This is a genomic window from Nodosilinea sp. FACHB-131, assembly GCF_014695395.1.
GTDB lineage: Bacteria > Cyanobacteriota > Cyanobacteriia > Phormidesmidales > Phormidesmidaceae > Nodosilinea.
On the sequence record NZ_JACJOF010000013.1, the window covers coordinates 145,517 to 170,186 of the forward strand.

26 protein-coding genes, 1 tRNA gene and 1 other annotated feature are annotated in these 24,670 nt (G+C 55.7%); of the genes, 15 read left to right on the forward strand and 12 right to left on the reverse strand.

Annotated elements, in window-relative coordinates:
* Positions 1-85 precede the first annotated feature (85 nt).
* The 4 genes from H6F75_RS09000 to H6F75_RS09015 form a co-directional block, all read right to left on the reverse strand.
* Entirely contained in the window at positions 86-1,330 is a 1,245-nt protein-coding gene (locus H6F75_RS09000) for a glycosyltransferase family 4 protein (RefSeq protein WP_190751335.1), read from the reverse strand.
* 803 nt (positions 1,331-2,133) lie between these two features.
* Positions 2,134-2,628 (reverse strand): hypothetical protein, encoded by a 495-nt coding sequence (locus tag H6F75_RS09005; protein ID WP_190751337.1) that lies wholly within the window; start codon positions 2,626-2,628, stop codon positions 2,134-2,136.
* A 187-nt stretch (positions 2,629-2,815) separates the two neighbouring features.
* Entirely contained in the window at positions 2,816-3,478 is a 663-nt protein-coding gene (locus H6F75_RS09010; RefSeq protein WP_190751339.1) for a DUF2301 domain-containing membrane protein, read from the reverse strand.
* Between the two features lie 59 nt (positions 3,479-3,537).
* Positions 3,538-5,787 carry a GAF domain-containing protein gene (locus tag H6F75_RS09015; protein WP_190751341.1) on the reverse strand — a complete coding sequence of 750 codons (2,250 nt, stop codon included), beginning with the start codon at positions 5,785-5,787 and terminating at the stop codon, positions 3,538-3,540.
* Positions 5,788-5,988: 201 nt separating this feature from the next.
* Between H6F75_RS09015 and rplS the strand changes: the two genes are divergently transcribed.
* The 9 genes from rplS to H6F75_RS09060 all read left to right on the forward strand — a co-directional run bounded on the left by rplS (position 5,989) and on the right by H6F75_RS09060 (position 10,545).
* Positions 5,989-6,354 carry a 50S ribosomal protein L19 gene (rplS, locus tag H6F75_RS09020; protein WP_190751343.1) on the forward strand — a complete coding sequence of 122 codons (366 nt, stop codon included), beginning with the start codon at positions 5,989-5,991 and terminating at the stop codon, positions 6,352-6,354.
* Between the two features lie 47 nt (positions 6,355-6,401).
* Positions 6,402-6,474, forward strand: a tRNA-Trp gene (locus H6F75_RS09025).
* Between the two features lie 226 nt (positions 6,475-6,700).
* Entirely contained in the window at positions 6,701-6,925 is a 225-nt protein-coding gene (gene secE, locus H6F75_RS09030) for a preprotein translocase subunit SecE (RefSeq protein ID WP_347710631.1), read from the forward strand.
* On the forward strand, positions 6,925-7,623 hold the full coding sequence (nusG, locus tag H6F75_RS09035) for a transcription termination/antitermination protein NusG (protein WP_190751347.1): 699 nt from the start codon (positions 6,925-6,927) through the stop codon (positions 7,621-7,623). Before secE ends, nusG begins: the two co-directional genes overlap by 1 nt.
* A 3-nt stretch (positions 7,624-7,626) precedes the next feature.
* Positions 7,627-8,052 carry a 50S ribosomal protein L11 gene (gene rplK, locus H6F75_RS09040; protein WP_190751349.1) on the forward strand — a complete coding sequence of 142 codons (426 nt, stop codon included), beginning with the start codon at positions 7,627-7,629 and terminating at the stop codon, positions 8,050-8,052.
* A gap of 93 nt (positions 8,053-8,145) precedes the next feature.
* Positions 8,146-8,859 (forward strand): 50S ribosomal protein L1, encoded by a 714-nt coding sequence (rplA, locus tag H6F75_RS09045; RefSeq protein WP_190751351.1) that lies wholly within the window; start codon positions 8,146-8,148, stop codon positions 8,857-8,859.
* Positions 8,860-8,911: 52 nt separating this feature from the next.
* Positions 8,912-9,070, forward strand: a sequence feature (ribosomal protein L10 leader region).
* A gap of 67 nt (positions 9,071-9,137) precedes the next feature.
* On the forward strand, positions 9,138-9,698 hold the full coding sequence (rplJ, locus tag H6F75_RS09050; RefSeq protein ID WP_190751353.1) for a 50S ribosomal protein L10: 561 nt from the start codon (positions 9,138-9,140) through the stop codon (positions 9,696-9,698).
* A 61-nt stretch (positions 9,699-9,759) separates the two neighbouring features.
* Positions 9,760-10,167: a 50S ribosomal protein L7/L12 gene (gene rplL, locus H6F75_RS09055; RefSeq protein WP_190751355.1), complete on the forward strand. Its 408-nt coding sequence runs from the start codon at positions 9,760-9,762 to the stop codon at positions 10,165-10,167.
* Positions 10,168-10,335: 168 nt separating this feature from the next.
* A complete protein-coding gene (locus H6F75_RS09060) occupies positions 10,336-10,545 on the forward strand; it encodes a hypothetical protein (RefSeq protein WP_190751357.1) in 210 nt (69 codons plus the stop codon).
* A 4-nt stretch (positions 10,546-10,549) separates the two neighbouring features.
* On the opposite strand, the gene H6F75_RS09065 is transcribed toward H6F75_RS09060, so the two are convergent.
* Complete coding sequence (locus H6F75_RS09065; protein WP_190751359.1) at positions 10,550-11,884, reverse strand: TrkH family potassium uptake protein; 1,335 nt, start codon at positions 11,882-11,884, stop codon at positions 10,550-10,552.
* 133 nt (positions 11,885-12,017) lie between these two features.
* Between H6F75_RS09065 and H6F75_RS09070 the strand changes: the two genes are divergently transcribed.
* On the forward strand, positions 12,018-12,878 hold the full coding sequence (locus tag H6F75_RS09070) for a methyltransferase domain-containing protein (protein WP_190751361.1): 861 nt from the start codon (positions 12,018-12,020) through the stop codon (positions 12,876-12,878).
* 80 nt (positions 12,879-12,958) lie between these two features.
* Here the strand turns inward: H6F75_RS09070 and H6F75_RS09075 are convergent, their stop codons facing one another.
* Positions 12,959-14,293: a DUF3747 domain-containing protein gene (locus H6F75_RS09075; RefSeq protein WP_190751363.1), complete on the reverse strand. Its 1,335-nt coding sequence runs from the start codon at positions 14,291-14,293 to the stop codon at positions 12,959-12,961.
* Between the two features lie 423 nt (positions 14,294-14,716).
* Entirely contained in the window at positions 14,717-16,753 is a 2,037-nt protein-coding gene (locus tag H6F75_RS09080; RefSeq protein WP_190751365.1) for a hypothetical protein, read from the reverse strand.
* Between the two features lie 238 nt (positions 16,754-16,991).
* Here H6F75_RS09080 and H6F75_RS09085 point away from each other — a divergent pair, with 238 nt between their 5' ends.
* Positions 16,992-17,174, forward strand: coding sequence for a CsbD family protein (locus tag H6F75_RS09085; RefSeq protein WP_190522730.1), 183 nt, complete (start codon positions 16,992-16,994; stop codon positions 17,172-17,174).
* A 159-nt stretch (positions 17,175-17,333) separates the two neighbouring features.
* On the opposite strand, the gene H6F75_RS09090 is transcribed toward H6F75_RS09085, so the two are convergent.
* Together H6F75_RS09090 and H6F75_RS09095 are read right to left on the reverse strand one after the other, a co-directional pair.
* Positions 17,334-17,687 carry a Spx/MgsR family RNA polymerase-binding regulatory protein gene (locus H6F75_RS09090; RefSeq protein WP_190751367.1) on the reverse strand — a complete coding sequence of 118 codons (354 nt, stop codon included), beginning with the start codon at positions 17,685-17,687 and terminating at the stop codon, positions 17,334-17,336.
* A 116-nt stretch (positions 17,688-17,803) separates the two neighbouring features.
* Positions 17,804-18,031 carry a Calvin cycle protein CP12 gene (locus H6F75_RS09095; protein WP_190751369.1) on the reverse strand — a complete coding sequence of 76 codons (228 nt, stop codon included), beginning with the start codon at positions 18,029-18,031 and terminating at the stop codon, positions 17,804-17,806.
* Positions 18,032-18,368: 337 nt separating this feature from the next.
* Here H6F75_RS09095 and H6F75_RS09100 point away from each other — a divergent pair, with 337 nt between their 5' ends.
* Positions 18,369-19,619, forward strand: a complete 1,251-nt coding sequence (locus H6F75_RS09100) for an FIST N-terminal domain-containing protein (protein ID WP_279308297.1) — start codon at positions 18,369-18,371, stop codon at positions 19,617-19,619.
* Positions 19,620-19,729: 110 nt separating this feature from the next.
* On the opposite strand, the gene H6F75_RS09105 is transcribed toward H6F75_RS09100, so the two are convergent.
* Both H6F75_RS09105 and H6F75_RS09110 read right to left on the reverse strand, forming a co-directional pair.
* A complete protein-coding gene (locus H6F75_RS09105) occupies positions 19,730-20,623 on the reverse strand; it encodes a hypothetical protein (protein WP_190751371.1) in 894 nt (297 codons plus the stop codon).
* Between the two features lie 39 nt (positions 20,624-20,662).
* The gene (locus tag H6F75_RS09110) at positions 20,663-21,388 is read right to left on the reverse strand and encodes a M15 family metallopeptidase (protein ID WP_190751373.1); all 726 of its coding nucleotides are present in this window, start codon (positions 21,386-21,388) and stop codon (positions 20,663-20,665) included.
* 285 nt (positions 21,389-21,673) lie between these two features.
* On the opposite strand from H6F75_RS09110, the gene H6F75_RS09115 reads away from it, so the two are divergent.
* Together H6F75_RS09115 and chrA are read left to right on the forward strand one after the other, a co-directional pair.
* On the forward strand, positions 21,674-21,976 hold the full coding sequence (locus tag H6F75_RS09115; RefSeq protein WP_190751374.1) for a PadR family transcriptional regulator: 303 nt from the start codon (positions 21,674-21,676) through the stop codon (positions 21,974-21,976).
* Between the two features lie 78 nt (positions 21,977-22,054).
* Positions 22,055-23,329 (forward strand): chromate efflux transporter, encoded by a 1,275-nt coding sequence (gene chrA, locus H6F75_RS09120; protein WP_190751376.1) that lies wholly within the window; start codon positions 22,055-22,057, stop codon positions 23,327-23,329.
* A gap of 21 nt (positions 23,330-23,350) precedes the next feature.
* Here the strand turns inward: chrA and H6F75_RS09125 are convergent, their stop codons facing one another.
* A complete protein-coding gene (locus tag H6F75_RS09125; protein ID WP_190751378.1) occupies positions 23,351-24,049 on the reverse strand; it encodes a response regulator transcription factor in 699 nt (232 codons plus the stop codon).
* 209 nt (positions 24,050-24,258) lie between these two features.
* On the opposite strand from H6F75_RS09125, the gene H6F75_RS09130 reads away from it, so the two are divergent.
* Positions 24,259-24,666, forward strand: coding sequence for a DUF6713 family protein (locus tag H6F75_RS09130; protein ID WP_190751380.1), 408 nt, complete (start codon positions 24,259-24,261; stop codon positions 24,664-24,666).
* The last annotated feature ends 4 nt before the right edge of the window (positions 24,667-24,670 follow it).

Below are 24,670 nucleotides of genomic sequence, written 5' to 3' on the forward strand. Positions count from 1 at the left end.
GAGACGGCAAGCATCCAGTCACTTCAATGCTAGACCATTCCAAATGGCTACCCGCCCCACTGTCGTAGGATCAATGTAACCCTCACTAAGACCGAGTCAGAGCTGGCTGTAAACGACTGGAGCTAAGCTGCTGCTGTTGATACGAGCACCGCTCTAGGCTGTGCTGAAACAGCCATCGGCGGCTCTCGGGCGTATCGCTAATCCACTGCTCAATCAGCTGATGCCACTTAACCGGCAGCTGCAACCTAGACCAAGCAGCAGCAGAGTTTAGAGATAGCGCCTGGTACAGCTCTGCATTGGTCAACAGAGTTTCAATACAGTGAGCCAGTGCAGCAACATCTTTCTCAGGAAACATCAATACATCTCGTTCCAGCTCGAATTTTCCCAAAAACATTGGGTGGTCAGAAACAATTAGCGGCGTTCTAACGGTCAAGGCTTCATAAATGGTCAGGGGCAAGCCCTCAGGATAGGCATGGCGGCTCGGAACCAACACAATATCCGCCCAACGCATTTTTGCCAGCACCTGATCGTGAGACAAGCCGCCCGCCAGCGTCACTTGAGCATCCAACCCTAAACGATTAATTTCGGCTCTAAACCAGTCCAGTTCACCCTTACCAATTAAGGTCAAGTTAGGAGTGATACCAGACTGCTTCAACTCTGCCAGGGCATTTAAAGCATCGCCCACTCCCTTCGTCTGAACAACGCGGCCAACATAGACAATGTTTTTATTGTCTATAATCGCTTTCCCCAGTTGTTTTGGCGCAAAATCGCTGGGAGTAATTTCGTAGGGAAAATCCCAAGGAATAATTTTGCTAGGTCTAACGCCAATATGTTTTAAGGAATGACATGCGCTCAAACCATGGTTGGCCACCAAATCAACAGCATCGTTATTCAACATGCTTGACAGGCGAAAATTGCGAAGCTTCGCCAATAGCCCATTGCCTTGAAATGAATCAGCAAACAGGCCTATAACTTTCACATTATTTTGCTTAGCCCACTTAAACGCAGCACCTAGCGGAAAATGAACCACTAGATGGGTAGGCTTTTGCCGTTGAATCAACTCTAACAGCCGTTTTGGCTCTCTGTAAGGATCGAGGTTGCCACCTACGGCTCTAAGACCAGGCTCTAAGAGTTCGCTATATTCAGAACTGGTTTTACAGCAGACATGGATAACCTCGTCAATCTGACGACCTATTTCAATCGAGCTTTCTATCGTGTATCGATGGCTAAAATACTCTTGTTTACCTGACTGAGTAAGTAGATGATAAGCCTCCCGCAAATCACCGGCATATTGAAGAATCACCAAACGGACTTGGGCTAAGGCAGACATAATCACTCAATTGTTAGGGTTAAAACCACATCTTTAAGCAGATGGCCACACAAAACACTGTGCCGACGATGCCGAAATTCTTTAAGTAACAGAATTACATAAGCCAACTAACCTTTACAGAAGGATTACATCCCCCAGCAAACAGTTTCTAAACTCTCTATCCAGGAGAAAGACGGCGTCATCAACCCGATAGTTCCCTTCTAAAAACAGCAGCCCAAAATTTGTTTTTGTGGCTATTGGCTTTCGGATATTTCTTCAAAGGTAAACTATGCAAACTAGGGCATCAAAATTCCGACTTGGTCAAGAGAGCGCAAAGTTAAAAGCTAAGCCCTAGCCGTTTATCACAGCAAGTTAGCAGATAAACGTTGGCTCACAGGCATATTCTATCTACAGCCAATTGCTTCTGTTTTAAAAGAAGTAAGATCTTAGGAAGCTTTAGACAAACTTCAAAAGTATAAACTTATCTAAAGCAAGGGGGAGCAAATTAGCTCGAGAAGCGCAAAACCACGGCAAATTTTTAGGGCTGCTGTTAATTAAGCTACATTCAGATTTAGAGCACGAGCCTATCGAGCTTTTAGCGGTCCAAGTATAGTGCTACCAAAAAAGCAAATCTATCTTGAGGTAGATTGACACCTTCTGAAAAGTGAGGTGTCCAAGCTGGTTGAATGTTTCGTAATCCTTGAGGCGATCGCTACACGCAAAGTTCTACCAGCATGGGTCATCTACTTTAGACCCGCAAGTTTGCCCCTACAGCTATGCCGAAATTTTGCTACGGCCAAGGATTATTAATATCTAGCGCAAAGTTACAAAAACTCTTGAAGGAACTCGTAAGGTTCTATGTCCCAAGGAGGCTCAGGCACTAGGTAGCTAAGGCGAGTCAGAATATCGACCTCAACGGCGCCCATGTGCTCGTGATCAAAAATTTCCGTTAGTGCCTGGCGATCGCGATCGCGTAGCGGGGCCAACGGGTTCGCCAGCTGAGGCGCCAAATCCGCTAGGGAATAGGGCGCTGCTATAGCCCCACCAACCGTCAAATCGGGCTGAGAACGGGACAATTCCGGAACGGATACTCGTTTCGAGCCGGTCCCCGTTTCTGAGGTACCGCAAGCTTTACGCTGCCCCGATCGCGGCCTATCCGCAACAGCCTGGCTAAAGCCAAACAGAGCCTTGACCCACGGATCATCGCTCAGGGACGCGGTACCTAAATCAGGCGTCTTTTTTGAGCCAGAGCAATCTGACCTTTGCGAATCGGGTTGGGTGAAGGAGCGGGCGATCGCAGGACCAGGAGCGTTGCTCATATTGCCTCCGAGGAAATGGGTACTGGCGAAATGAGCCTCGAAGGCCATCACTGCCCGTCGGCATAACATCCCTAGTCAGGCATAGGGCTACCGAACTCGCACAGGCATATCCCTACTATAAATGCGGGGGTGAGCCAGTCACTCTACCTCTAAGCCAATACTGCGAGCAAGGTATGAGCCCTAGGGCTTAGGCGTTTGAGCGTTGCTGCTTTAAATAGGCGAAAACCGATTTATCACCAATGTCGGGCACGATGGGCTGCACAGCCTTGCGCAGAGCAAATACCAAAAACAAGATTGCCCAGACGGCTAACAGAGTTTGCTCTGCCACCAGCGGCAGCACGCCAAACAGGTGGCCCAACAGCAGCAGTGGCACCAAGGGCGTTAGCAGCTTAGTCTCTACCCGGTCAAAGCAAAAGGCTTCCTTAAAGAAGATGCCGGTTAGTGCTACGAAGGTAAAACCCAGACCCCACAGTACCGCAGGAGTTTCCACCACCGTTTGAGCTAAAGGACCGTCAATTCCGTGGGAGAGTGCCAGCGACGCCAGCCCCCCTAAAAGCCAAACCCCTTGCAGCACCCGGTGCAGCGGCACCAAGTAGATATGAATTGTCGCCAAGCTCAGCCCTAAGCCCAGCCAAAATAGCGTGTAGAGCAGGCTGATAGACTGCACCAGGGTGGAATTTTGGTTGAACCCCAAGGCTAGAACCGTACCCAAGCCAAAGGCTAGAGCCGCCACCATCAAGCCCGTACGATAGAGCACGACCCCTCGGCGATCGCCCTGGGTAATGGTGTAGTCGCCAAATTGCCCGGTGTAGATCGCCGGCGAAGAGATCTCGTTTACAGCGCTGTCCATAGGCATTTGTCCAGTAGAGACTACGGTTGACTCGTATCTCTATCTTATCGAGTTAAGGTCTATCGAGTGAGCGCCGGTTGCGTGGGTAGGGTAATGGTAAAGCAGGTTTGCCCAGGATCGCTAGTAACCGCGATATCGCCTCCTAGATGGGCGACCAGCTTTTTCACTAAAGCCAACCCTAGACCTGTTCCCCCCTGCTTCCAGGGGTCGGCGCTGGGCACTCGATAAAACTTGTCAAAGATCCGGGTCATCTCCTCTGCCGGAATCGTCACCCCAGTATTGGTGAAAGCAAGACACACCTGGTCATTAGGGGCGGCTGGATTAGGCAAGACTTCTAGCGTAATAGACTCCCCCGGCGGAGTGTATTTGCAGGCATTGTTTAGCAATTCAGCCAGCACTCGCTCTAGGCTGGCTAAGTCAGTGTGCAGCACCGGCAGGGTCGAAGTTGCCACTAACCTCAGGGTTTGATTGCGACTTTTGGCACGGGTCACAAAGCTGTCAATCCAGCCTGCGAGCCAGGGCTCTAGCAAAATTGGCTCAGGCTGAATGGGATGGTTGCCCACATCCAGTCGCTGGAGATCGAGCAGATCGTTAATTAGGCTAATTTCACGCTCGCACTCCTCTTGCAGAATGCTGTAGTAGCGGCCGATGCGGGTCTGCTCGGTCTTAGGCTTTTGCAGATCGGCAGTGAGGTCAAATTCCTGATTTAGAGTAACACCCAGCAGTTGCAGTGCCACCCGCATGCTGGTTACCGGAGTGCGCAGCTCATGGGAAACGGTGCTGAGAAAATCGTCTTTGAGGGTGTTGAGCCGCTCTAGCTCGGCCACCTGCGACTGGGCTGCTTGGTACAGCCGCGCTTGGCGAATGGCGATCGCACACTGGTTAGCCACCTGCTGCACTAGGCGAATCTCAATGTCGTTAAAGCCGTAGTCGCGATCGTTGATCAGCCAAAGATCGCCCAGCACACCCCGATCATCTACCACAGGGCAGGCCAGCATGGCCACATAGCCCCGCACCGGGTTCGGCTCCACTGAGCAAAACTGAAAATACTGACCGTCCAGCAGCTGATGGTATACCTCTGGAAAAGCCTCCATCTGAGCAACTCGGCCCTGGTACGACGGGCTAGAGCTGTTGTACTCGTAATAGATCGTCGAGGTGCCCTGTTCCAAATCGTAGAGCGATGTATTTGAGCCCTTCACCTCCAGGGCCTCGGTCAGCTCCTTGACCGCCGTCAGCATAATTTGATTGACGTCGAGGCTGTCGCGCACCCGGTCAGTAATCCGTTTGAGGGTCGCCTCAAACTCAAGGGCGGTCTGCAACTCCTCGGTCCGCTGGGCCACCTGCTGTTCCAGGTCAGTATTTAGCCGCTGCACCTGGTTGTAGAGGCGGGCCTGCTTGATGGCGCCGCCCACTTGGGTTGCGACCTCTCGCAGGGTCTCGATTTCCCAACTAGCCCAAGGGCGGGGACCACTACAGTTGAGGGCACACACCAGGCCGTAGAGAGCATCCCCCTGCACAATCGGCATCACCAGGCAGGCCTTGACCTGAGCCTGGGCAAATTTAGCCAGGTAAGCCGGTGGCAAGTGCGCCGTAGCAATGTCATCGATCACCTCCATCTCGCCGTGGCGGTAGCGCATCAGGTCCGCAGGCATAAAGCTGAGATCGGTCTGAGCTGTGACCGCGTTAGCCGTGGTGCCACTGGCCGACTCGGCCACTACCCCGTTGTAATCAGGGTCAAAGCTGTAAAACAGCACCCGGTCGATGCGCAAAAAACGACGCACCTCGTTCACTGTTGTCTGTAGTAAGTCTTCAGAATTGAGCGATTGCAGTAAGTGCTGGGCGATCGCCCCCAACAGCCGCTCGCGCTCCGACTGCCGCTGGATGGTCTGCTCCACCTCGTGCAGGGGGGTCATATCCTGAAGGCTCACCATTAGCTGAGGGTCACCGTTGTCAGCCCCAAATTGTCGCACCGTCGCCAGCAGTCGACGGCGCTCCCCCGCTGCATCAGTGATCTCCACCACAACGGTTTGCTCATCGCCACTGGCCAAGGCCCGCTGTCCCGCCGCTAGCACTGGTTGGCCGACCCCCGGTGGCAGTACGTCCACACCCCAATGGGGTTCGCCGTCAGCCCAGCGATCGATCCTCAGCAGGGATGCACAGGCCCGGTTGTAAAAGCGCCAGCGATCGCGAGCGTCCGTTATCCACAGCGGCGTGGCGATCGCATTGAGCACCTCCCCTAGGGTGGCGTCGGCGACCTCAGGTTGAGGCCACTCTCCCTGGGGTGAAGGATCAAGGGGCAGAGTAGACATATCCGTAGGGGCTCAGGAAGATTTAGGTAACAACAACCTTGGCAAAAAGGGGCGCATGCTCTATGAACACTATGCCCAGAGCTACCTGAAAACACCCAATCCAGTCCGACAAAAACCCATTGCCGAAAAACATTGTCCCAAGCTATTTGCTTAGCGTCGCCCATGGTCTATAATCGTAGACCGTGCACATTTGCAGGCCCTATGAACGCAGAGGAAATCATCCGCTCGATTGAGGCGGAGCAGATCAAGACCGACCTTCCCACCATTTACGTCGGCGACACCATCCGTGTTGGCGTGCGCATTCAAGAGGGTGGCAAAGAGCGGATTCAGCCCTATGAGGGCACCGTCATTGCCATGCGCAATGGCGGCATCAATCGCTCCATTACGGTGCGAAAGATTTTTCAAGGGGTCGGCGTTGAGCGAGTTTTTCTCGTCCATGCTCCCAAGGTGGCCAGCATTGCCGTGCTGCGTCGGGGTAAAGCTCGCCGGGCCAAGCTCTACTACCTGCGCGATCGCGTGGGCAAAGCTACCCGTCTGAAGCAGCGTTTTGATCGCCCAATCAACTAGAATTGAGTAAAGTTGGGCAGTGGTGCTAGAGTGGCACCTGGTTTCATGCGTCCTTAGTTCAGTTGGTAGAACGCGGGTCTCCAAAACCCGATGTCGGGGGTTCGAGTCCTCCAGGGCGCGCTGAGTAACGGCAGCGACATTTCCCAAAGCTCTTAGACCTTAGGGTCCGCTGGAGCAGAGGGATCTGTCACTGCCCCCAACTCGTGATTAAACCAGGAGCCATTAGCCCTTCGGTCTGATGTTTTCTTAGGTTAGCTAAGCCGGTTTGCCGGTCCGTGTTTTCCCGTTAGTTCAGTGTGGATAAGCGCCAACAGGAGCCAAGCCAGTGGTTAAGAAAGACACCGCAATAGAGTCTAAGGGTAAGGCTGCAGATCCTCAGGTTACTGAGCAGGGCTTTAGTGTGGTGACCTTCCTGCAGGGCACCAAGGAAGAACTGGGAAAAGTTGTTTGGCCCAGTAGACAGCAGCTCATCAGTGAGTCTGCCGCCGTTATCCTTATGGTTAGCCTTTCCGCAACGCTGATCTATCTGGTTGACCGTCTGTTTGGGTGGGTTTCGGGGCAAGTATTCTAATGGCGGTAACTGAAGAAGACTTCGACTACGATGACGCTCCCTTGGACGACGATCTAGGGGCCGAACCTTCAGCAGAAGGGACTGGACCGTCTACCGAAGAAGGCAACGAAGGCGAAGCGGCCCGTTTCTACCAGCGTAAAGCTCGGTGGTATGCCGTCCAGGTAGCCTCTGGCTGCGAAAAGCGCGTCAAGCTCAACCTCGAGCAGCGCATTGGTACTCTCGATGTGATGAACCGAATTTTTCAGGTTGAGATTCCTCAAACGCCAGCGGTTAAGCTCCGCAAGGACGGCAGTCGTCAAAATATTGACGAGAAGGTCTTCCCCGGCTACGTACTGGTGCGGATGTACATGGATGACGAAGCTTGGTCGGTGGTTAAGAACACCCCTCACGTCATCAATTTTGTTGGGGCTGAGCAGCGCCGGGCCTACGGTCGCGGTCGCGGTCACGTTAAGCCCATGCCCTTAGGCATGAGCGAGGTGAAGCGCATCTTCAAGCGCACTGAAGAGCAAAAGCCGGTGATCAAGGTCGACATGGCTCCGGGAGACAAAATTACCGTGCTCTCGGGTCCCTTTAAAGACTTTGAGGGCGAGGTAGTGGAAGTCAGTCCTGAGCGCAGTAAGCTGAAAGCTTTGCTGTCGATTTTTGGGCGCGACACCCCAGTGGAGCTGGAATTTAATCAAGTGGAAAAAGAGAGTTAATTAATGGCTAAGAAAGTTGTAGCGCTCATTAAGCTGGCACTTCCGGCTGGCAAGGCCAACCCAGCTCCCCCCGTCGGCCCAGCCCTGGGTCAGCACGGGGTTAACATCATGGCGTTCTGCAAAGAGTACAACGCCCGTACCCAGGAGAAAGTGGGTCTGGTGATACCGGTCGAGATCTCGGTCTTTGAAGACCGCAGCTTTACCTTCATTCTCAAGACACCGCCAGCCTCGGTACTAATTAAAAAAGCAGCGGGCATTGAGCGTGGTTCGGGCGAGCCCCGCACCAAGAAAGTGGGTTCCATTACTCGGGCTCAGCTCAAAGAAATTGCCGAGACCAAGATGCCTGACCTCAACGCCAATGACATTGAGGCAGCCATGAACATTGTCGAGGGTACCGCCCGCAACATGGGTGTTACCGTTTCTGGCTAGGCCGTTGCCCTAGACTACTGGCTGTAACCCAAGTTTCACTTATTCACACTACGGGGAAGAAGCGTTGCTTCGTTTGACCCCAAGGAGATCACCATGCCTAAAGTATCCAAGCGCCTGCGCGAAGCCCAGGCCAAAGTAGAAGACCGTCTCTACGAGCCCCTAGAGGCCCTAGAACTGCTTAAGGAAACCGCTACCGCTAAGTTTGTTGAGTCGGCCGAGGCCCACATTCGCTTAGGTATTGACCCTAAGTACACCGACCAACAGCTGCGTACCACGGTCATTTTGCCCAAGGGCACGGGTCAAACTATTCGAGTTGCCGTCATTGCTAAGGGTGAAAAAGTGGCTGAGGCCACCGCTGCTGGAGCTGACCTGGCGGGATCTGAAGAACTCATCGACGAAATTCAGAAAGGCATGATGGACTTCGACGTTCTGATTGCTACCCCCGACGTCATGCCTCAGGTAGCCAAGCTCGGTCGTCAACTCGGCCCCCGTGGCCTAATGCCCTCCCCCAAGGGTGGCACCGTAACCTTTGACTTGGCCAAAGCAATTGATGAGTTTAAAGCAGGTAAGTTAGAGTTCCGCGCCGACAAAACAGGTATCGTCCATGTTATGTTTGGCAAGGCCGACTTTAGCGCTGAAGATTTGCTAGTCAACCTCAAAGCGCTGCAAGAGACTGTCGATCGCAATCGTCCGTCTGGAGCCAAGGGCCGCTACTGGAGAACCGTAGCGATCGCCTCCACTATGGGGCCTTCCATTCGCCTCGATGTGAACGCATTGCGGGACTTCAAGATGGGCGACGCGGCCTAGGCCAACAAGTTTTACCCAGCCAATCAGGAGTTACGCCCACTGACACAACCCCTCACAACTGCATAGACGACCGGAGACAGCAGGTAGCCGCCCAGCGCTGCATAAACCCTGCCGAGGTTGACGTAAATGACTACGGTGCTCTTGCCCAAGCTGAGCACTTCTGGTTGTTGGTCTAACCCCGGCAGAGCTGTCGGGGTTTTGTTTTTACTAAAGGCTAAGCCAAACCTGGATCGGGTAATTAAGTTCCCAATCCCCAACTTAAAGGAGGTGAGATCGACATGGGGAGAACCCTAGCGAATAAGAAAGAGCTGGTGGCCGAAATTAAGGCCCTGCTAGACGATGCCCAGCTAGCCTTTGTGATTGATTACAAAGGTCTGACGGTATCGGAAATCAGCGACCTACGCAACCGGCTGCGCCCCAAGGGTGCTGAGTGTAAGATTGCCAAGAACACGCTGATGCGGATCGCCGTTGACGGCAACGAAAACTGGCAACCGATCACCGAGTTCCTCAAGGATTCTTCAGCCTTTGTGCTGGTTAAAGAAGACTTTGGCGGGGCGATCAAGGAATACCAGGCATTCCAAAAAGACACCAAAAAAACCACCCTGCGGGGCGGTGTCATGGAAGGTCAGGCCCTGAACGAAGACCAGATTAAGGCCATTACCGAACTGCCCACCAAAGAAGAGCTGATGGCTCGTCTGGCTGGAGCAATCAAGGCGATGCCAACTCGGGTGGCTGTGGGCGTCAACGCCGTACCGACCAAACTGGCTGTGGGCGTCAAAGAGGTGCCTGCATCTCTGGCCCGTGCTCTCAAGGCAGTCTCCGAAAAAGATGCAGCCTAGGCTCATCTCTCACGATTTTGTCTGTGTTCAATTGTTTTCAAATAGGAGTTAACCGGTAACTATGTCTGCTAAAACCGATGAAATTCTCGAACAGCTAAAGTCCCTTTCTCTGCTAGAAGCTTCCGAGCTGGTCAAGCAAATTGAGGAAGCCTTTGGTGTTGATGCTTCTGCCTCCGCTGGCGGCGGCATGATGATGATGGCCCCCGGCATGATGGGTGGCGGTGGCGCAGCTGCCGCCGAGCCCGAAGAAGAGAAGACTGAATTTGACGTCGTTCTCGAAGAAGTGCCCGCCGACAAGAAGATCGCCGTTCTTAAGGTTGTGCGCACCCTGACCGGTCTGGGTCTGAAGGAAGCCAAGGAACTGGTGGAAGCTGCTCCCAAGGCCGTCAAGGAAGCCACCACCAAGGACGACGCCGAAGATGCCAAGAAGCAGCTCGAAGAAGCTGGCGGCAAGGTATCTGTCAAGTAACCTAACGCTTTGCCGTTAAGGCAGTGACGTTTGATAGCTCCCTGTGGTTTCACAGGGAGTTTTTTCTATAGCTGGGTTAATCTTCCCCACCTTGGACAGCGGACCTTTGGCTACCCAGCCCCGGTCTCGAAGGTTAAGATTGGGGAGACAGTTGAGTAGAGGTTAGCTATGGCCCAATACCTAAAACGGTGGGAGTCGCCTCGTAAGCAGGGTCGCAATGACAAAGGACGAGGCGGCACTGCTCGCCAGCGCCAGCTGCAAAAACGACAGCAAACTTTGCGTAAGCGCCTTGTTGGGCGATCGCCATCAGACCATACAAATACTGATTCGGGGGAGCCAGCCGCTTCCCTTTTTGCTATCTATCTGCGTCCTGCCTGACAGCCTAGCCAATCAGCAACTCTTCTTCGGGATACTGCACAGAGGACGGCTTAGGATCGCCAAGCAGCGCTGCCATAAATAGCAGTACCCCTACCCGCCCCAGGTACATGGTGAAAACAATCACGTACTTGCCGACATCAGAGAGGTCGGCGGTAATGCCAGTAGAAAGCCCCACCGTGGCAAATGCAGACACGGCCTCAAAGAGAATGTCAATAAAGCTCACCGTTGGATTGGTAAGAGAGACTAAGGCAGTGGCTGTAACGACTGCAAGGACCGACCCCACCACTACGGAGATCGCCTTCAGCACCCGAATAGTAGCAATCTGCCGCCGGAACATGAGAACCTGCTCTTTACCCTGAAGGGCCATGCGCGTGCAGGCCAGCAGAATGCTGAGAGTAGTGGTTTTAATGCCGCCGCCAGTGCTGCCGGGGCTAGCCCCGATAAACATCAGGGCAATCATGATGAACAGTGAGGCGTTGCCCATGGCACCAATATCGATGCTGTTAAATCCAGCGGTGCGGGCAATAACAGACTGAAACCAAGCCATCAGCAGCTTGTGCTGGAGAGCCACTGGCCCCAAAGTATCGGGGTTTTGGTACTCAATGAGAAAGAATGCCAGGGTGCCTAGTACTAACAGCACGGCAGTAGTGGTAGTAACAATTTTAAAGTGGAGGGAAAACGGGTTGCGGCAGCGGTTGCCGCCAAGACGATTTCGGAGCCATGACAGAAACTCCATGATCACTTGGTAGCCAATGCCACCTAGGATGACTAGGGTAGTGATCACCGCGTTGATCCAGGGATCAAGTGCATAGCCAATGATGTTGTCTTTGAACAGGCCAAAACCCGCATTGTTGAAGGCGCTGACACTGTGGAACATGGAGAGCCATAATCCATAGCCAGGTCCGTAGTCTCGGCTAAAGATCGGATATAGGCAAAATAGGCCCGTTAGTTCAATAACTAGCGTCATGGCAATGATAGACAGGATCAAAGGCTTGCCACCCGCCAGAACTGAGTTATCCATGGACTGCTGAATGGCGAGTCGTTCTCGCAGCCCCAACCGTCGCCCCAGCAGCAGCAGCAGGAAGGTGTTAACAGTCATGTAGCCTAAACCGCCGACCTGAATCAGCGCCAGAATGGCCGCTTCGCCAAAGTCAGAGAAGTAGGTACCCGTGTCGACTACAACCAGCCCGGTGACGCAGACAGCGGAGGTAGCCGTAAACAGGGCGACAAGGGGATCACCCCAGCCTTGTTGAGTGCTAGAAATCGGCAGCGCCAATAGAAGCGTGCCAACGGCAATTAACACTAAAAAACCAAGGCATATGGTGCGCGGAACCGTCATCTGCATAGGTTGGGCTTTCCGCCAAACACGGAGTAGAGAGGCAACCCTATATTTCCACGAGTTGACGCTCTCGACCACTATGCCGCAAGATTTAACCGGCTAGCCACGCTGTTCTCTAGGTGTCGAGTTGTCCATGACCAATGCCCTGTACAAGAAGATTCAAACTTTCTACGACGACTCCTCTGGGCTGTGGGAGCAGATCTGGGGTGAGCACATGCACCACGGCTATTACGGAGCTGATGGCCGTCAGCGCAAAAATCGTCGCCAGGCTCAGATTGATCTCATTGACGAATGTTTGACCTGGGGGGGCATTACCCAAGCAGAGACTATTCTCGACTGCGGCTGCGGCATCGGCGGCAGCGCCCTCGAATTGGCGAACCGATATGGAGCCAGAGTGACAGGCATTACCCTCAGCCCGGTGCAGGCTGGGCGAGCTACAGAGCGGGCGATCGCGGCAAATTTGGGCGGCGATGCTGCTCCTTGTGCAACGTTTCAGGTCGCGGATGCTCTCAATACCCCCTTTGCTGACCACAGCTTTGACCTGGTGTGGTCGATGGAGAGCGGTGAGCACATGCCCGACAAGGTGGCATTCTTGCAGGAGTGCTACCGGGTGCTGAAGCCAGGGGGAAAACTGCTGATGGCCACCTGGTGCCACCGCCCCACGGATTCGCTGGGAGGAGCATTGACCTGGCTAGAGCAGCGGCAGCTCGACTGGATTTATCGCGTCTATGGCCTGCCCTATGTGATTTCTCTGCCCGACTACGAGGCGATCGCCCAAAACTGTGGCTTTAGCCAGCTAAAAGCAGCCGACTGGTCGCTGGCGGTTGCCCCCTTTTGGGATGAGGTGATTGCCTCCGCCCTTAGCCCCGAAGGCTTAGTAGGGTTGCTTCGGGCGGGGCCTGGCACTCTTCAGGGGGCGCTGGCCCTGGGGCCAATGCGGCAAGGGTTGCATAGCGGTCTAATTCGCTACGGGCTGCTGTGCGCGGTGCGCTAAATCAGACAACTCGCAAAAAAGGGTGAGTTCCGGCGTACGGAACTCACCCTGGAGTTAGGGTCTAGTTGTACCTGGCTGACCTACTGGGGTCGAGCAGCCGGGCAGTCAATGGCCCGCACGGCAACGGCGGCGGTATAGTCCCGCAGCGCGTTGGAGTTAGGCGAAAAGTTAGTCCCGGTTTCGTTGAGAGGAGTTGCGATCGCACAGAAGGCCGCCATCTGCCTGATCGTAGCCTCACCCCAGTGACCGCCGATGTCGGTGAAGGTGGGCGGGTTACTGATGTTGGGAATAATCCCCCGAGTGGTCTGGTCGATGCCTGGTACCGGGCTGGTGTTAGTGGTATCGCCCGCTCCTGCATTAGCTCGCACCAGGGCCAGCTTGTAGGTCATCGCCATCAGCTCGGCCCGAGAGACGTTGTCGGTTGGGCGGAAGTTACCGGTGCCAGCATCCCCCGTCACAATGCCCAACTGCTTAGCCTGCTGAATCTTGACCGCACTCCAGCGGTTGGCGGCTACGTCACCAAAGGGGGCGCTAGAGACCGCCTGGGGCAGGTTAGCCAGTGCCGAGGTCGGCAGCACTTTCCGAGCGGTTTCCATCATGACAGAAACGGCCTGCTCGCGGGTCAGTGGCGCAGTGGGCCGGAAGGTGCCATCCTCAGGGAAGCCAGAAATCACCCCTAGGCTGGACGCACGGGTGATCTCGGCGGCATAGCGGTTGCCCCGAATATCGTTAAAGGCTAGAGCGGGCGGTGTCACTGGCGGCGTCACTGGCGGCGTGCCACCACCGGTTTGCCCCCCCTGAATCTGGGCCAGAGTCAGCTCGTTGGTGAAATACACTAGATGCGAGCTGACGATTGCCCCGTTAAAGGTGCGCTTAGTCAATGACCAGCCTGGGTTGAGGTCGAGCTGCGTGAAGCCCGTAGGGCTAATGCCGTTAGCGCGACCGATGGTGATGCGCTCACGAGAAACGGTGCTGGGAGCAAACTGAAGCAGCAAGTCACCATCTCGCTGGTTGACCTCAAATCGGACCCCCGATAGGTCTTGGCCCGCTAACCGAATAGCGTAGCCATTGGTATCGCGCTGGAGGCGACAGACACCCGTAAAGTCAAAGGTATTCCAGAGGGCGTTTACTTGAGTGGGTTCGGCACCGGGGTTGGCAATCGTCCAGCAGGGGGGATTGGGCTGAAGCTGCTCCACAATATAGAGCCGGTAGGGCTGGGAAGTGCTCCCAGGCACCGCCACCACCAGAAAATTGGCCTCATTGATAGCGATGTTGCCAAAGGCCTGGGTCAGCAGCGTGCCGGTCTCGCGCACTGCGGGCTGAACTGAGGCGGGGTTGGGGGCAACGGCATGCCCTGCTCCGCTCACTACCCCGAGGGTAGCCGCAGTCAGCGCAGCCGCTTTTAAAATTGACATAGGATTCATGGTCACCCGTCCTAGTAGATAGCGATTTGTGATGGGGGGAATAGTTTCTTTACCTTAGCGCTGGGAATTGGGGGCAAACCCTTGACCTCAACCACTTATCAGATCGTCTGATAGTCAAGCTTGACGACCTCATATCGGCGGTCGAATCTCAGTTACCCAGACCTAAAACCTGGGCCGCTGGCCCCAAACCCAGACCTAAGCGAACCACGGCCAACGGTCACGACCAAATAAACTCTTTAAGCTCAATCCGAACAATCGAGTCAGCAAACCGACTCACGGTTTAGCTTAGAAAAGCCGCCATCATTGTAGGGTTACTACCACAGTAGAACCCCAATTTTTGCAGGAATTACTAGGATTCGTTGCAAAACCTCACCCTACGGCTCTGTGTTTGTTCAAAGGCCCATTAAAGGAGTCTTAGATCTGAAATTCGTCTAGGGAGGTCGGGGGAAGTCCTGCAGGGGCGATCGCGCGACTGACCGAGGCTTTATAGCTCTCTTGCTGGGTAACCATGTCCACAGAAATTGCCTCAAACCACGCCTCTAAACAGCCGAAGGGAGCCGTTAGCTGTAGATTGCCCTCGAGCTGACCCTGGCCGTTGGGCAGCAAATTGAGCAGCTGACGCGGCTCGTCGGCCAAAGTGCGGGTTTGGGGGTCAGTAATCCACACTTTGAGGTACAGACGGTTGGGATGAAAGGGCACCCGCAGAGTCACGACTACTGGCTCACCCGCAGTCAGGTCACCCTCTGGCAGCTCTAGGGTGGGCATGGGTGGGGTCACCACCTCAGGCGGCTCTTCGGTCTCTAGGGCAGGCACCGCTGCCGCTTCTAAATCCCGCAGGGTAGGGTCTTCATCTTCATAGATCACCACCTCGCCAGCAAAAGGGACAAACGGCGGCGGCTCAGCTGGGGTTTCTACCGGAGTTTCCACCGGGGCAGCGGCAACCTCAGTGCGCTGCTCGATCGCCTCCTGCTGAAGGTTGACGGCTAGTTGGTTGAGCCGATTCCAGAAGCGATCCTGCAGCTTGAGATCTCTGAACCCCATAGCCTCGTGGGAAATTAGCTGGGGTACCGCGCTGGGGGGTTTAGGGCTGGCACTAGGGGATGCCTGTCCAGTTAAGACAGCGATGGGGTCATCGGCCTGGGGCGGCGAGGCAATCGGCGGCAAGCTTAGCCCCCGGACTGGCTCTGGCCTAGACGTAGCGGAGTTGCTCAAACTGTCAGGGCTGCGATCGCTGGGGGGTGGGGGAACAGGGCGCGGTCGGCCCACCAGGGGCAGCGATGGCTGATGGGCAGCTGCCTCATGGGGAGAGGGGTAGTAAATCCTGGGCGGCAGTTCAGGACTGTTGCGGGGCAGGGTGAGAATGGGCATTTGCCGAGGCGGTGCCGCCCGGCCGACAATGTCCCAGGTTTTGAGCTCAGGGGTGGGGGGCTGGGGAGAGGCTGGGTCTTCATCCGGCTCTTCGGCAGGAAAGACAACGTCTAGACCTGATTCGGTCTCGGCCTGGTTGGCGATCGCATCAAACAGCGAGGCCACATCTACCGTGACCGTAAATCGCTGTAGGGCCGCTATTTCAGTTCCGACAAAGAGCCCTACTTCTCCCAGCAGCAGCCGGGTCGACAGCTGAGTGGGTACGGTTACGGTCAGCGTCATGGTGCTAGGCAGCATCGCCACCGCCAGCGGCACCGGGGCCATGGCCACAGTGACGGCAGTCTGGGGATCCGATAGCCGTAGCACTAGGGTTAGGGGCAAACGAGGTTCACTGTCGGATGGACCTGTCACCGTTGCCGTTAGCCCTAGGCTTTCGCCAGTGCTGCCCAAGAGCGCGGCGTGGGGCAGCAGCAGCCCGTAGGGCACGGGGGCAGTGGCCGAGCTGCCCAGCTGGGTTTGAAACGCATCCATAGCAGCCGCTGCGGTCTGGAGGTCAATGACCGGAGCTGGGGCCACTGAGTCTGCTCCGGCGGCTGGGGGAGAAGAGGCGGCGATCGCGCCTAAGCCAGCACTGCCGTCGTCGGCAAACCAGTCACCCTCGTCGGCGGAGTCTTGGGCCACTACCTGCAGCTGCACCGCGTAGCGCCAGGGTGCAGAAGCGTTGGCGGCAGTGGCATCCTCTGGGCTCGGCTCTGGGGCGATCGCGCTAGCGCATTCGATATCCCAAGATCCCTCACCCAGGCGAGTAAAGGGCATGACGACCATCAGGCCATTTTCGTTGATCTGGCCCTGGCGACGCAGGGTACGGCGCTGAGGGGGCACGCGATTCGCAGAGCGCTCTGTCCCAGAATCGCTTTGCGAATCGTGTAGCAGCTGGCCGATCTGAATATGTACCGGAGTATTGGTATGGCTAGTGTGGGCCATTACTCGGTAGCGGCCCTCCAAAATTTCTACCTGGGAGGTGTCGAGGGGCAACCAGCTCTGGTCACCCTCCTTTTGCAGCAGAAATTCCCAATACTCCATAGTTCAAGCCCCAGTTTAAGTCCTGAGTTTAAAGTCTGTTCTGGGAGACAAGCCACCCATGATGCTTCAGGATACTCCCTAGAGGCAAACCTGCACTGTTACCCCAGCAAACATTCAGGCCCAAACGGTAGCAATACCTACAATTTGGCAGAGGCTATCTTCTGTCTCTCTACAGAGGGGGCTGTCTCGGCCTCACCCTAAGATGACGGGTATAACTTTTCACGGAGATGATTACATCATGTCTATTGAAGATAGAGCCAAGGCCGCTGCCAAAGACGTTGAAGGCAAGCTCCAAGAAGGTGCCGGTAAGGTGACAGGCGATCGCCAGGCTCAAGCCGAAGGTAAGGCAAAGCAGGCTGAGTCCGATGTGCGCCACGGTGTAGAAGACGCAAAAGACAACGTCAAGCGCGCCATTGACTAGGCATTAGCAACTCTGCCTAAAGTTGTCTAACTTTTATGAGCTCCGATCCATAGAGGGTCGGAGCTTTTGATTACGGAGGACAGCGGTGCTAACTACTGCCCCCTGGCGCGTTTTGCATCATTCTCAGCCCTACGCACCGGCGCTTCTGGCTCAATGTGTTTAGCTCAGAAGGTCGTTTAGCTCGGCCTCAGTCGCTCGAAACCCAACCAGGACCGCCTGGCCGTTTTTGACAAACAGGGGGCGTTTCAGCAGCATGGCATCGTTGGTGAAGGCGTTGACCCACTCAGGATCGCCCCAGGTCTGCTTCTCATCTCCCAGCGCTCGGTAGGATTGCCCCGAGGTATTGCGCATGGGCTTGCTGCCTAGGCTGTCTACCCAAGCCGCTATCGAGGCACGGCTTGGAGGGTGTTCTTTGGTATTAATAAAGTCGTAGGCAATGGCGCGACTATCTAGCCATTGCAAGGCTTTTTTGCAGGTGCTACAGGTGGGAATGCCATAGACTGTTAGCGTCATAGCAGCGCTCAGTTAAGGGATAAATTCAAGCCAAGAACAGGGATTAAAACGCCAAAAACGCCCCGCGATCGAGACGTTTTTGCAGCGCTTAACCTCTAGTGAGGTAGCCCGTTAGCTTAGGTGTCGTACACTCGGCACTCGTCGGCTTCAGGGTTGTTGTCGCAGTAGACTTCTAGAGAGTTTTTATCGGTGCCTTTCTCGCGCTGGTGAGAGGCTTCCGCCTGAAGCTCTTCTACCGCATCCCAAGCAGCGGCGCACTCCTGGGAGCTGCCGCCGCTGGCATCACAGGCGGCCCGGGCACCTTCAATTTCTTTTTCAATGCGCTCTTTGATGTTCTCGCTCATGTCCTTTCTTACCGTTTGTAAACAACTAGCGGGGGCCTGTGGCCTGGTCAGCAGGGGCAAACTATGGCTTTAGATTGTCAGATCCCAACTCCAGGCTCAGTATACTGCACTGATTCAGAGGCTCTGGCGGTGAAAACTCTACCCCATGGGGGCAGGGTTACGCCCTTGACAGACCCCCCAATTGGCCCAGACGAGGTCAGTATAAGTACTCATTACTCATTGTACACATCTCCACCATGGCAGGGGTAACCGCTGAACATTCTGAGCTCAGGTCAATTTACTCAGGGGGAGGAGCAATCCGATCTAGACTGGAACCACCCAAGGAGGGGACTACCCAATGACCGACATTCCCCAACTAGACCATCCACCCATGGAGTGGGCCAATGCAGTGTCGACCCGTCCCTCCCTTGAGGGGGCAGTGAAGGACGTGGTAGAGCAGCTAAAGCACCGACTGACGGGGGCCCCTGATCTGGGCATCGTGTTCATTTCGTCGTCGTTTACCAGCGAGTTTGCTCGCCTGCTGCCCCTACTCCACGACCTGTTGCCCATACCGGCTTTGGTAGGGTGCAGCGGCGGCGGCATTGTAGGCATGGATGACCAAGGCCACCCCCAAGAATTAGAGGACACCCCAGCCTTAAGTCTGACGCTAGCTCGGCTGCCAGGGGTCACGGTACGAAGCTTTCATCTGTCGAGCGATGACCTGCCGGACTTAGACAGCCCGCCCAATGCCTGGTCTGAGCTAATGGGGGTCGCGCCAGAAGCGAACCCTCAGTTTATTTTGATGGCTGACCCATTTTCATCCAACGTTACCGACCTGCTCCAGGGGCTTGATTTCGCCTATCCCAGCGGCGTGAAGATTGGTGGTCTGGCCAGCGTAGACGGGTTCAATCGCCACAGTGGGCTATTTTGCAATCGCACCCTACATACCGAAGGCGCTGTTGGGGTAGCCCTGGCAGGACCCATCGTGCTTGACACTATTGTGGCCCAGGGCTGCCGCCCCATCGGGCCTGTCTATCGGGTTGATAAAGCCGAGCGCAACATTCTGCTGTCTCTGAGCGACCCAGCAGACAGCGACTCGGCGCGCCCGCCCCTAGAGCTGCTGCAAGAGCTGTTTGAAACGCTGCCCGAGGGCGATCGCCAGCTGGCCCAGAGTTCCCTCTTCATCGGCATGGCTCAGGACAGCTTTAAGCTCAGCCTCAACCCAGGAGACTTTTTGATTCGTACGCTGCTGGGGGTTGACCCCAAAATGGGCGCGATCGCCGTGGGCGATCGGCTGCGCCCCGGGCAGCGAGTGCAGTTTCATCTGCGCGATGCCCACACCTCCGCCACCGATCTCGAAGCCCTACTGCAGCGCTACCAGCAGCAGGCTCCTGTAGCGATCGCCCCCGCCGGAGCGCTGATGTTTGCCTGCATGGGACGCGGTGCCGGGCTCTATAACCAGGCCAACTTTGACTCAGGTCTGTTTGCCCAATATCTGCCCGGGCTCCCCATAGGAGGCTTCTTCTGCGGCGGCGAGATCGGCCCCGTGGGTCAGACGACGTTTCTGCATGGGTTTACAACGGTGTTTGGCATTTGTCGGCAGCCGTAGGGGTGGGGAGAAGATGAGGGGATGAGGACGTGAGGAAGATGAAGAGGGAGGATCGAAACTTCCCAGCTTCCTTTATCTTCCTCACCTCCCTTACCTTCCCTATCTCCCCTCTACCGCAATCCCAGCTCCGGGGAAGGGGTCAGGCCATCAATGGTTATTGTGTAGGTAACAGCGCTAGTGCCAATGCCCTGCCAACCAGTAATAAAACCACCCTCATCGAGAACAGGATGGTGTTGAGGAGTGGTGACGGCAGCATAGTAAACCCCGCTGGCGGGTAGGGGTGTGGCAGCCAGGTAGGGCTGCTGGCCAGCGATAGTGCGGCCGGAAGACAGCAGTCGACCTGCGGCGTCAAACAAGAACAACTGGGCGGCATCGTCGGTGTAGAGCAGCCCACGGCGCTGCTGAATAACGGTTAAATCCAGGTTGGCGCTGTCTCCCTGGGCACCCAGAAAGGCGTAGATGTCGACCCGACGGCTCACGGCTCCAGTAGTCACACCGCTGCCGCTGCGGGTGTTGACACGCTGGGCCTCGGCTAAGGGGCTGAGGGGAGTGCCGGCGGTCACGCCCAACCCAGCCTGCCAAAGCGCCTCGTACTGACGCAGGGTTTGATCGGCGGCAACGACGGGGGCACCACGGCCCACGCTAGAGTACACCCCTCGATCAAAATCCAGGGGTCGACCGGTATATCCGGGCAGGCCAAACCCAGCGAGCACGGGCTCACAGCCATCGATGGGGTTCACCACCGTTTGGTTTTGACGAAATAGCTGGATTTGGCGGCGAAACGTCGCAAGCTGGGCGCGAGTCTTGACGGGCAGTTCAGAGACTTGTTCGAGCTGGCTGGTATGGGCGATCGCGGTATCCCAGTCATTCAAGCAGACCGCTAGCCGCAGAGCATCCTGCAAAATGGCAGTGGATTGGCCGTGGGCTGGGGCGGCAGCCAGCGTCGCCAGCAAGACAACCGTTGCCCCGTATAACCAAGACCTAACTTTCGTCACCCCTTTCATCGCCGCTGACTCCTCTAGATACTGCCCAATCCGTTGGTCTCACTGTACCCACAAGTCTACCGAGGCGCGCCCATAGTGGGCCAAAAACTTGTCGCTGCCGGTTTCTTGTCGCCGCTGCCAGGCCCAAAGCTGATCGCCTAATGAAAAGTGCCACCACTCGTTAGGGTGACGGCGAAACCCCGCCATCGTCATCACCTGATTGAGCAGGGTGCGGTGAGCGTGAAAGGCTTGCTCAGCCGGGGTCGTGCGGTTGGCAAAATGGTCGGGGTGCGATCGCGGCGACACCTCATCAATGGGCGACCCCATATCTACCACGCTCCCGCTAGCATCGATCAGCGTCACATCTAGTGCGGCCCCGGTGCTGTGGGGCGGCGGCGTGGCTGGGTCAGCGCTGGGCATTGCCCAAAACTGCACGACCTCTGCCATCACCTCGTCGCGCTGAGCAGCGGTGAGCGCTTCAGCCACCCATCCCCGCGCCCGCGCCTGTTCTGCGAGAGTGTGCTCCACCATAAACCGCTGCACCGCCACGGGACGAAAGGCGTCAAAGATTTGTATGCGCCAGCCCGGTCGCCGCTGCTGAAGCTGATCCTGAGCTTCGGTCAGGGCGGCAAGCACGCCGGTTCTAAGGGAATAGGGCGATTGATTACCGTAGGGGGCTCCTAGCGCTTGGTAGGGGTGGGGCTGCACCAGGGCAAAACGATCGCGGGGTATGGGCACCAGCGGTTCACCGCGATCGCAGATCGGAATAGCCTGATAGGGTTTCATGGTGCTTTTCCCAGCTTGAAGAATGAGTGAATCGTTAGTTCAATGCCATCATTGCGCTAGTGCTCAACCCCAAAAGCATCGATAGTCAGAATTCAACAGGTCGCTGAGGCCGTGACCACAGATGGCTGTGCTAAAGGCAGTCTACCGAATGAACGGCGGCGTATATCGAGACCGCTATAGTAGGGGCTAGCAACTAGACTTTTAAGCGGCCACCAATTCGGTCAACTTCGCTGAGAACCCGGCTTCTGTGGGCAAAAATGCCTTAGATAATGACCCTATTTTTATATGGATGGACGTGAGTTTTACTCCAGCCTGATTCGTCTGCACATTCTTCACCACGCAGCGCAGGCGCCAATTTTTGGCCTTGGCATTATCGAAGAGCTGAGCCGCCACGGTTACAAACTCAGCGCGGGCACCCTCTACCCCATGCTCCATGACCTGGAGCGCAAAGGCTACCTGGCGTCCGCAGAAGCAAGGGACGGACGCCAGACCCGGCGTTTTTACTCGGCCACCGAGCTGGGCAAGCGGCAGCTAGAAGATGCCAAACAAAAGGTCAAAGAGCTGTTCGGCGAACTGTTTGAAGATTAACGTCGTAAATGTAGTGCTCGATATAGGGCTTCGTTATCGGATTTCGATACAGTGGCCTCAGCGTTGTTGTTTTGCCCCATGAGCCAGCCACCAGAATTAAATTCTCCAGCCGTAGAACCGTTCCAGGAAAGTTTATCGGCTCGGTTAAGCGAGCTAGCCCAACTTTTTCTAAAGCTAGGCGCAATTGGTTTTGGCGGTCCCCAGGCCCACATTGCCATGATTCACGATGAGGCAGTGGTGCGGCGCGGCTGGCTCAAAGAAGAGCAGTTTCTTGAAGGGGTAGCAATCTGCGAAATGCTGCCCGGTCCCGCCTCAACCCAAACCGGCATCTATATCGGGTACTTACGAGCGGGGCAGTTGGGGGCGCTGGTGGCTGGCGTTTGCTTTATTTTGCCGGCGTTTTTAATTGTGCTGACCCTGTCCTGGGCCTACTTTAAATTTCAGGGGGTGCCCCAAATTGAGGACTTGTTTTTGGGCATTTCGCCCGTGGTGATCGCTATTATTTTCGGCTTCTGCTGGAAGCTGGGCAAAAAGGCGATTAAAGACTGGCAGGGGGTGGCGATCGCTCTTACCGTCATCCTGCTCTCCCTCATCTTTCGCGTCAACATCCTACTGCTCTTTTTGGTGGCGGGTCTGGCCGGACTCGTCATCTATCGCCCTACCACTCCACCACCCGCTGGGCCATCTATCCGCACAAGTGCCTGGCTTACCCCCCTGCTGCCCATCACCCAGGGCATTCCCAATCTACTAGCGAACCTCCCTGCTGAGCCCATCGCGGTTTCTAGCTTCTGGGGCCTCGATCGCATCCCAAACTACTTTGTCCCCCTCTCAACCTTCTTTCTCAAGACCGGGGCCTTTATCTTTGGCGGTGGTTTGGTGATCATTCCCTTACTCGAAACGGCAGTGGTGGATGACTTTGGTTGGATGACCCGCAACCAGTTCATCGACGGTGTCGCCCTGGGAGAACTCACCCCCGGCCCAGTGGTGATCACCGCCGCCTTTGTGGGCTATAAGGTTGCTGGGGCATTGGGGGCACTGGTCGCCACGATTGCCATCTTTACCCCGTCGTTTTTATTCATTATGTTTGCCTCACCGTTTCTGGTATGGCTGCGGCAAAACCCCTGGGTCAAAAGCTTTTTGAAAGGGGTAATGCCAGCGGTGTTGGGGGCGATCGCCGCTGCTGCCATACCCCTCGCCGTTGCTGCCCTAAGACAAGACACTATGCCTCGGACGGTTGTTGCAACCATTGTGGGCCTTGCTGCCCTGATAGCCCTGGTGCGCTTCCGCCGCCCGACCTGGCAACTGGTGCCCGCCGGAGCGTTAATCGGCTTAATTGCAGGGGCTCTAACTTAAGAAAGGCACCTACTCTCGCTCCTAGGTTGTCACCATGCCGTGTTCTAGAGCGAAGCGCACCAGCTCTGTACGGCTGTTGGTGCCAGTTTTGCTAAACAGGCGGCTGACGTACTTTTCAACGTTGCGCACGCTGGTTTCTAAGCGGCTAGCAATTTCTTTATTCATCAGCCCCTCGGCTACCAGATCGAGTACGCTCTGTTCGCGGGGGGTGAGGTCAATGCGAATGTCGGAGGCCACCTTGGCAATGCCTCCCTTCTGGGTCAGCATGGCTTTGATCTCTTCGATCTGGCGAGCCATGACGGCAATATCGGGCACGTCGCCCGCGTCGAGGGTTTGGGCAGCGCGACGGCCCATCAGGTTGCTGACTACTGCTACCAGTTCTTCGGGGTCGAAGGGTTTAGAGAGATAGGCGTCGCAGCCCGCGTTGTAGCCTTGAATGCGATCGCTGGTCATGCCCCGCGCCGTCAAAAACAGCACGGGCAGTCCCTTAAAGCGAATGTCGTCGCGCACCTGGGCCAAAAAGGCGTAGCCATCGACCTGGGGCATCATAATGTCCGAGATTAGGACATCCGGCGTCTCCTGTTGCAGCAGATCCCAGCCTTCCTTCGCATTGCTAGCCGGTCGCACCGTAAAACCGCTGTCTTCTAAATAGGCTTGCACCGCCTCGCGCAGACCTGGCTCATCGTCTACCAGTAAGATATTCCCGGTTTGCTCAGACATAACATCGCCCCAGATGACCTATCACTGCTCACTCTAACTCGGAATTGTCAGGGCAGAATCAGTTCACGCCCGAGAAGACAACGAGACGCCAAAGAATCAGGATTTGATCAAATCCGATCTTTAGAGGCTAGGCAGAATGCCTGACCTTAGAAAGCCGAGACGGCGATCCCACTTCTTGAATCGTTGACCTAACCAGACGGTAACGCAAAATGAAAAACCTGCTGTTTCACCTAAGCTTTGCCACCCTCATGGCCCACGAACTCGACGCCATGACCCAAGCCGAGTGGCGACTCCTGTTTATTCTCAGCCGCTTGCCCGACACGATCGCCGAGGTAGCCTTTGTGCTGGTTCACATTCCCCTGGTGGCGGGGCTGCTGTGGCTGACTAATAACGAAGCTCCTGCTGTTCGCCGCTGGTCGCGCATTGTCGTGGCGCTCTTTCTCGCCATCCATGCCGGGCTGCACAAACGGCTTGAGCACAGTTCTCTCTATACCTTCAACTCTGCTCTCTCCCAAGGATTGATCTACGGCGGCGGCGCGTTGGGGCTACTGTACCTGCTGACTGTTTTTATAACCTCTCGACAAACCCTACAGACAGTCCCCCCAGAGACAAAGTAGTCAG

Coding starts and splice junctions, on each gene's coding strand:
- H6F75_RS09000 (WP_190751335.1), bottom strand. CDS start 1,330: ATGTCTGCCTTAGCCCAAGTCCGTTTGGTGATTCTTCAATATGCCGGT.
- H6F75_RS09005 (WP_190751337.1), bottom strand. CDS start 2,628: ATGAGCAACGCTCCTGGTCCTGCGATCGCCCGCTCCTTCACCCAACCC.
- H6F75_RS09010 (WP_190751339.1), bottom strand. CDS start 3,478: ATGGACAGCGCTGTAAACGAGATCTCTTCGCCGGCGATCTACACCGGG.
- H6F75_RS09015 (WP_190751341.1), bottom strand. CDS start 5,787: ATGTCTACTCTGCCCCTTGATCCTTCACCCCAGGGAGAGTGGCCTCAA.
- rplS (WP_190751343.1), top strand. CDS start 5,989: ATGAACGCAGAGGAAATCATCCGCTCGATTGAGGCGGAGCAGATCAAG.
- nusG (WP_190751347.1), top strand. CDS start 6,925: ATGGCGGTAACTGAAGAAGACTTCGACTACGATGACGCTCCCTTGGAC.
- rplK (WP_190751349.1), top strand. CDS start 7,627: ATGGCTAAGAAAGTTGTAGCGCTCATTAAGCTGGCACTTCCGGCTGGC.
- rplA (WP_190751351.1), top strand. CDS start 8,146: ATGCCTAAAGTATCCAAGCGCCTGCGCGAAGCCCAGGCCAAAGTAGAA.
- rplJ (WP_190751353.1), top strand. CDS start 9,138: ATGGGGAGAACCCTAGCGAATAAGAAAGAGCTGGTGGCCGAAATTAAG.
- rplL (WP_190751355.1), top strand. CDS start 9,760: ATGTCTGCTAAAACCGATGAAATTCTCGAACAGCTAAAGTCCCTTTCT.
- H6F75_RS09060 (WP_190751357.1), top strand. CDS start 10,336: ATGGCCCAATACCTAAAACGGTGGGAGTCGCCTCGTAAGCAGGGTCGC.
- H6F75_RS09065 (WP_190751359.1), bottom strand. CDS start 11,884: ATGACGGTTCCGCGCACCATATGCCTTGGTTTTTTAGTGTTAATTGCC.
- H6F75_RS09070 (WP_190751361.1), top strand. CDS start 12,018: ATGACCAATGCCCTGTACAAGAAGATTCAAACTTTCTACGACGACTCC.
- H6F75_RS09075 (WP_190751363.1), bottom strand. CDS start 14,293: ATGTCAATTTTAAAAGCGGCTGCGCTGACTGCGGCTACCCTCGGGGTA.
- H6F75_RS09080 (WP_190751365.1), bottom strand. CDS start 16,753: ATGGAGTATTGGGAATTTCTGCTGCAAAAGGAGGGTGACCAGAGCTGG.
- H6F75_RS09085 (WP_190522730.1), top strand. CDS start 16,992: ATGTCTATTGAAGATAGAGCCAAGGCCGCTGCCAAAGACGTTGAAGGC.
- H6F75_RS09090 (WP_190751367.1), bottom strand. CDS start 17,687: ATGACGCTAACAGTCTATGGCATTCCCACCTGTAGCACCTGCAAAAAA.
- H6F75_RS09095 (WP_190751369.1), bottom strand. CDS start 18,031: ATGAGCGAGAACATCAAAGAGCGCATTGAAAAAGAAATTGAAGGTGCC.
- H6F75_RS09100 (WP_279308297.1), top strand. CDS start 18,369: ATGACCGACATTCCCCAACTAGACCATCCACCCATGGAGTGGGCCAAT.
- H6F75_RS09105 (WP_190751371.1), bottom strand. CDS start 20,623: ATGAAAGGGGTGACGAAAGTTAGGTCTTGGTTATACGGGGCAACGGTT.
- H6F75_RS09110 (WP_190751373.1), bottom strand. CDS start 21,388: ATGAAACCCTATCAGGCTATTCCGATCTGCGATCGCGGTGAACCGCTG.
- H6F75_RS09115 (WP_190751374.1), top strand. CDS start 21,674: ATGGATGGACGTGAGTTTTACTCCAGCCTGATTCGTCTGCACATTCTT.
- chrA (WP_190751376.1), top strand. CDS start 22,055: ATGAGCCAGCCACCAGAATTAAATTCTCCAGCCGTAGAACCGTTCCAG.
- H6F75_RS09125 (WP_190751378.1), bottom strand. CDS start 24,049: ATGTCTGAGCAAACCGGGAATATCTTACTGGTAGACGATGAGCCAGGT.
- H6F75_RS09130 (WP_190751380.1), top strand. CDS start 24,259: ATGAAAAACCTGCTGTTTCACCTAAGCTTTGCCACCCTCATGGCCCAC.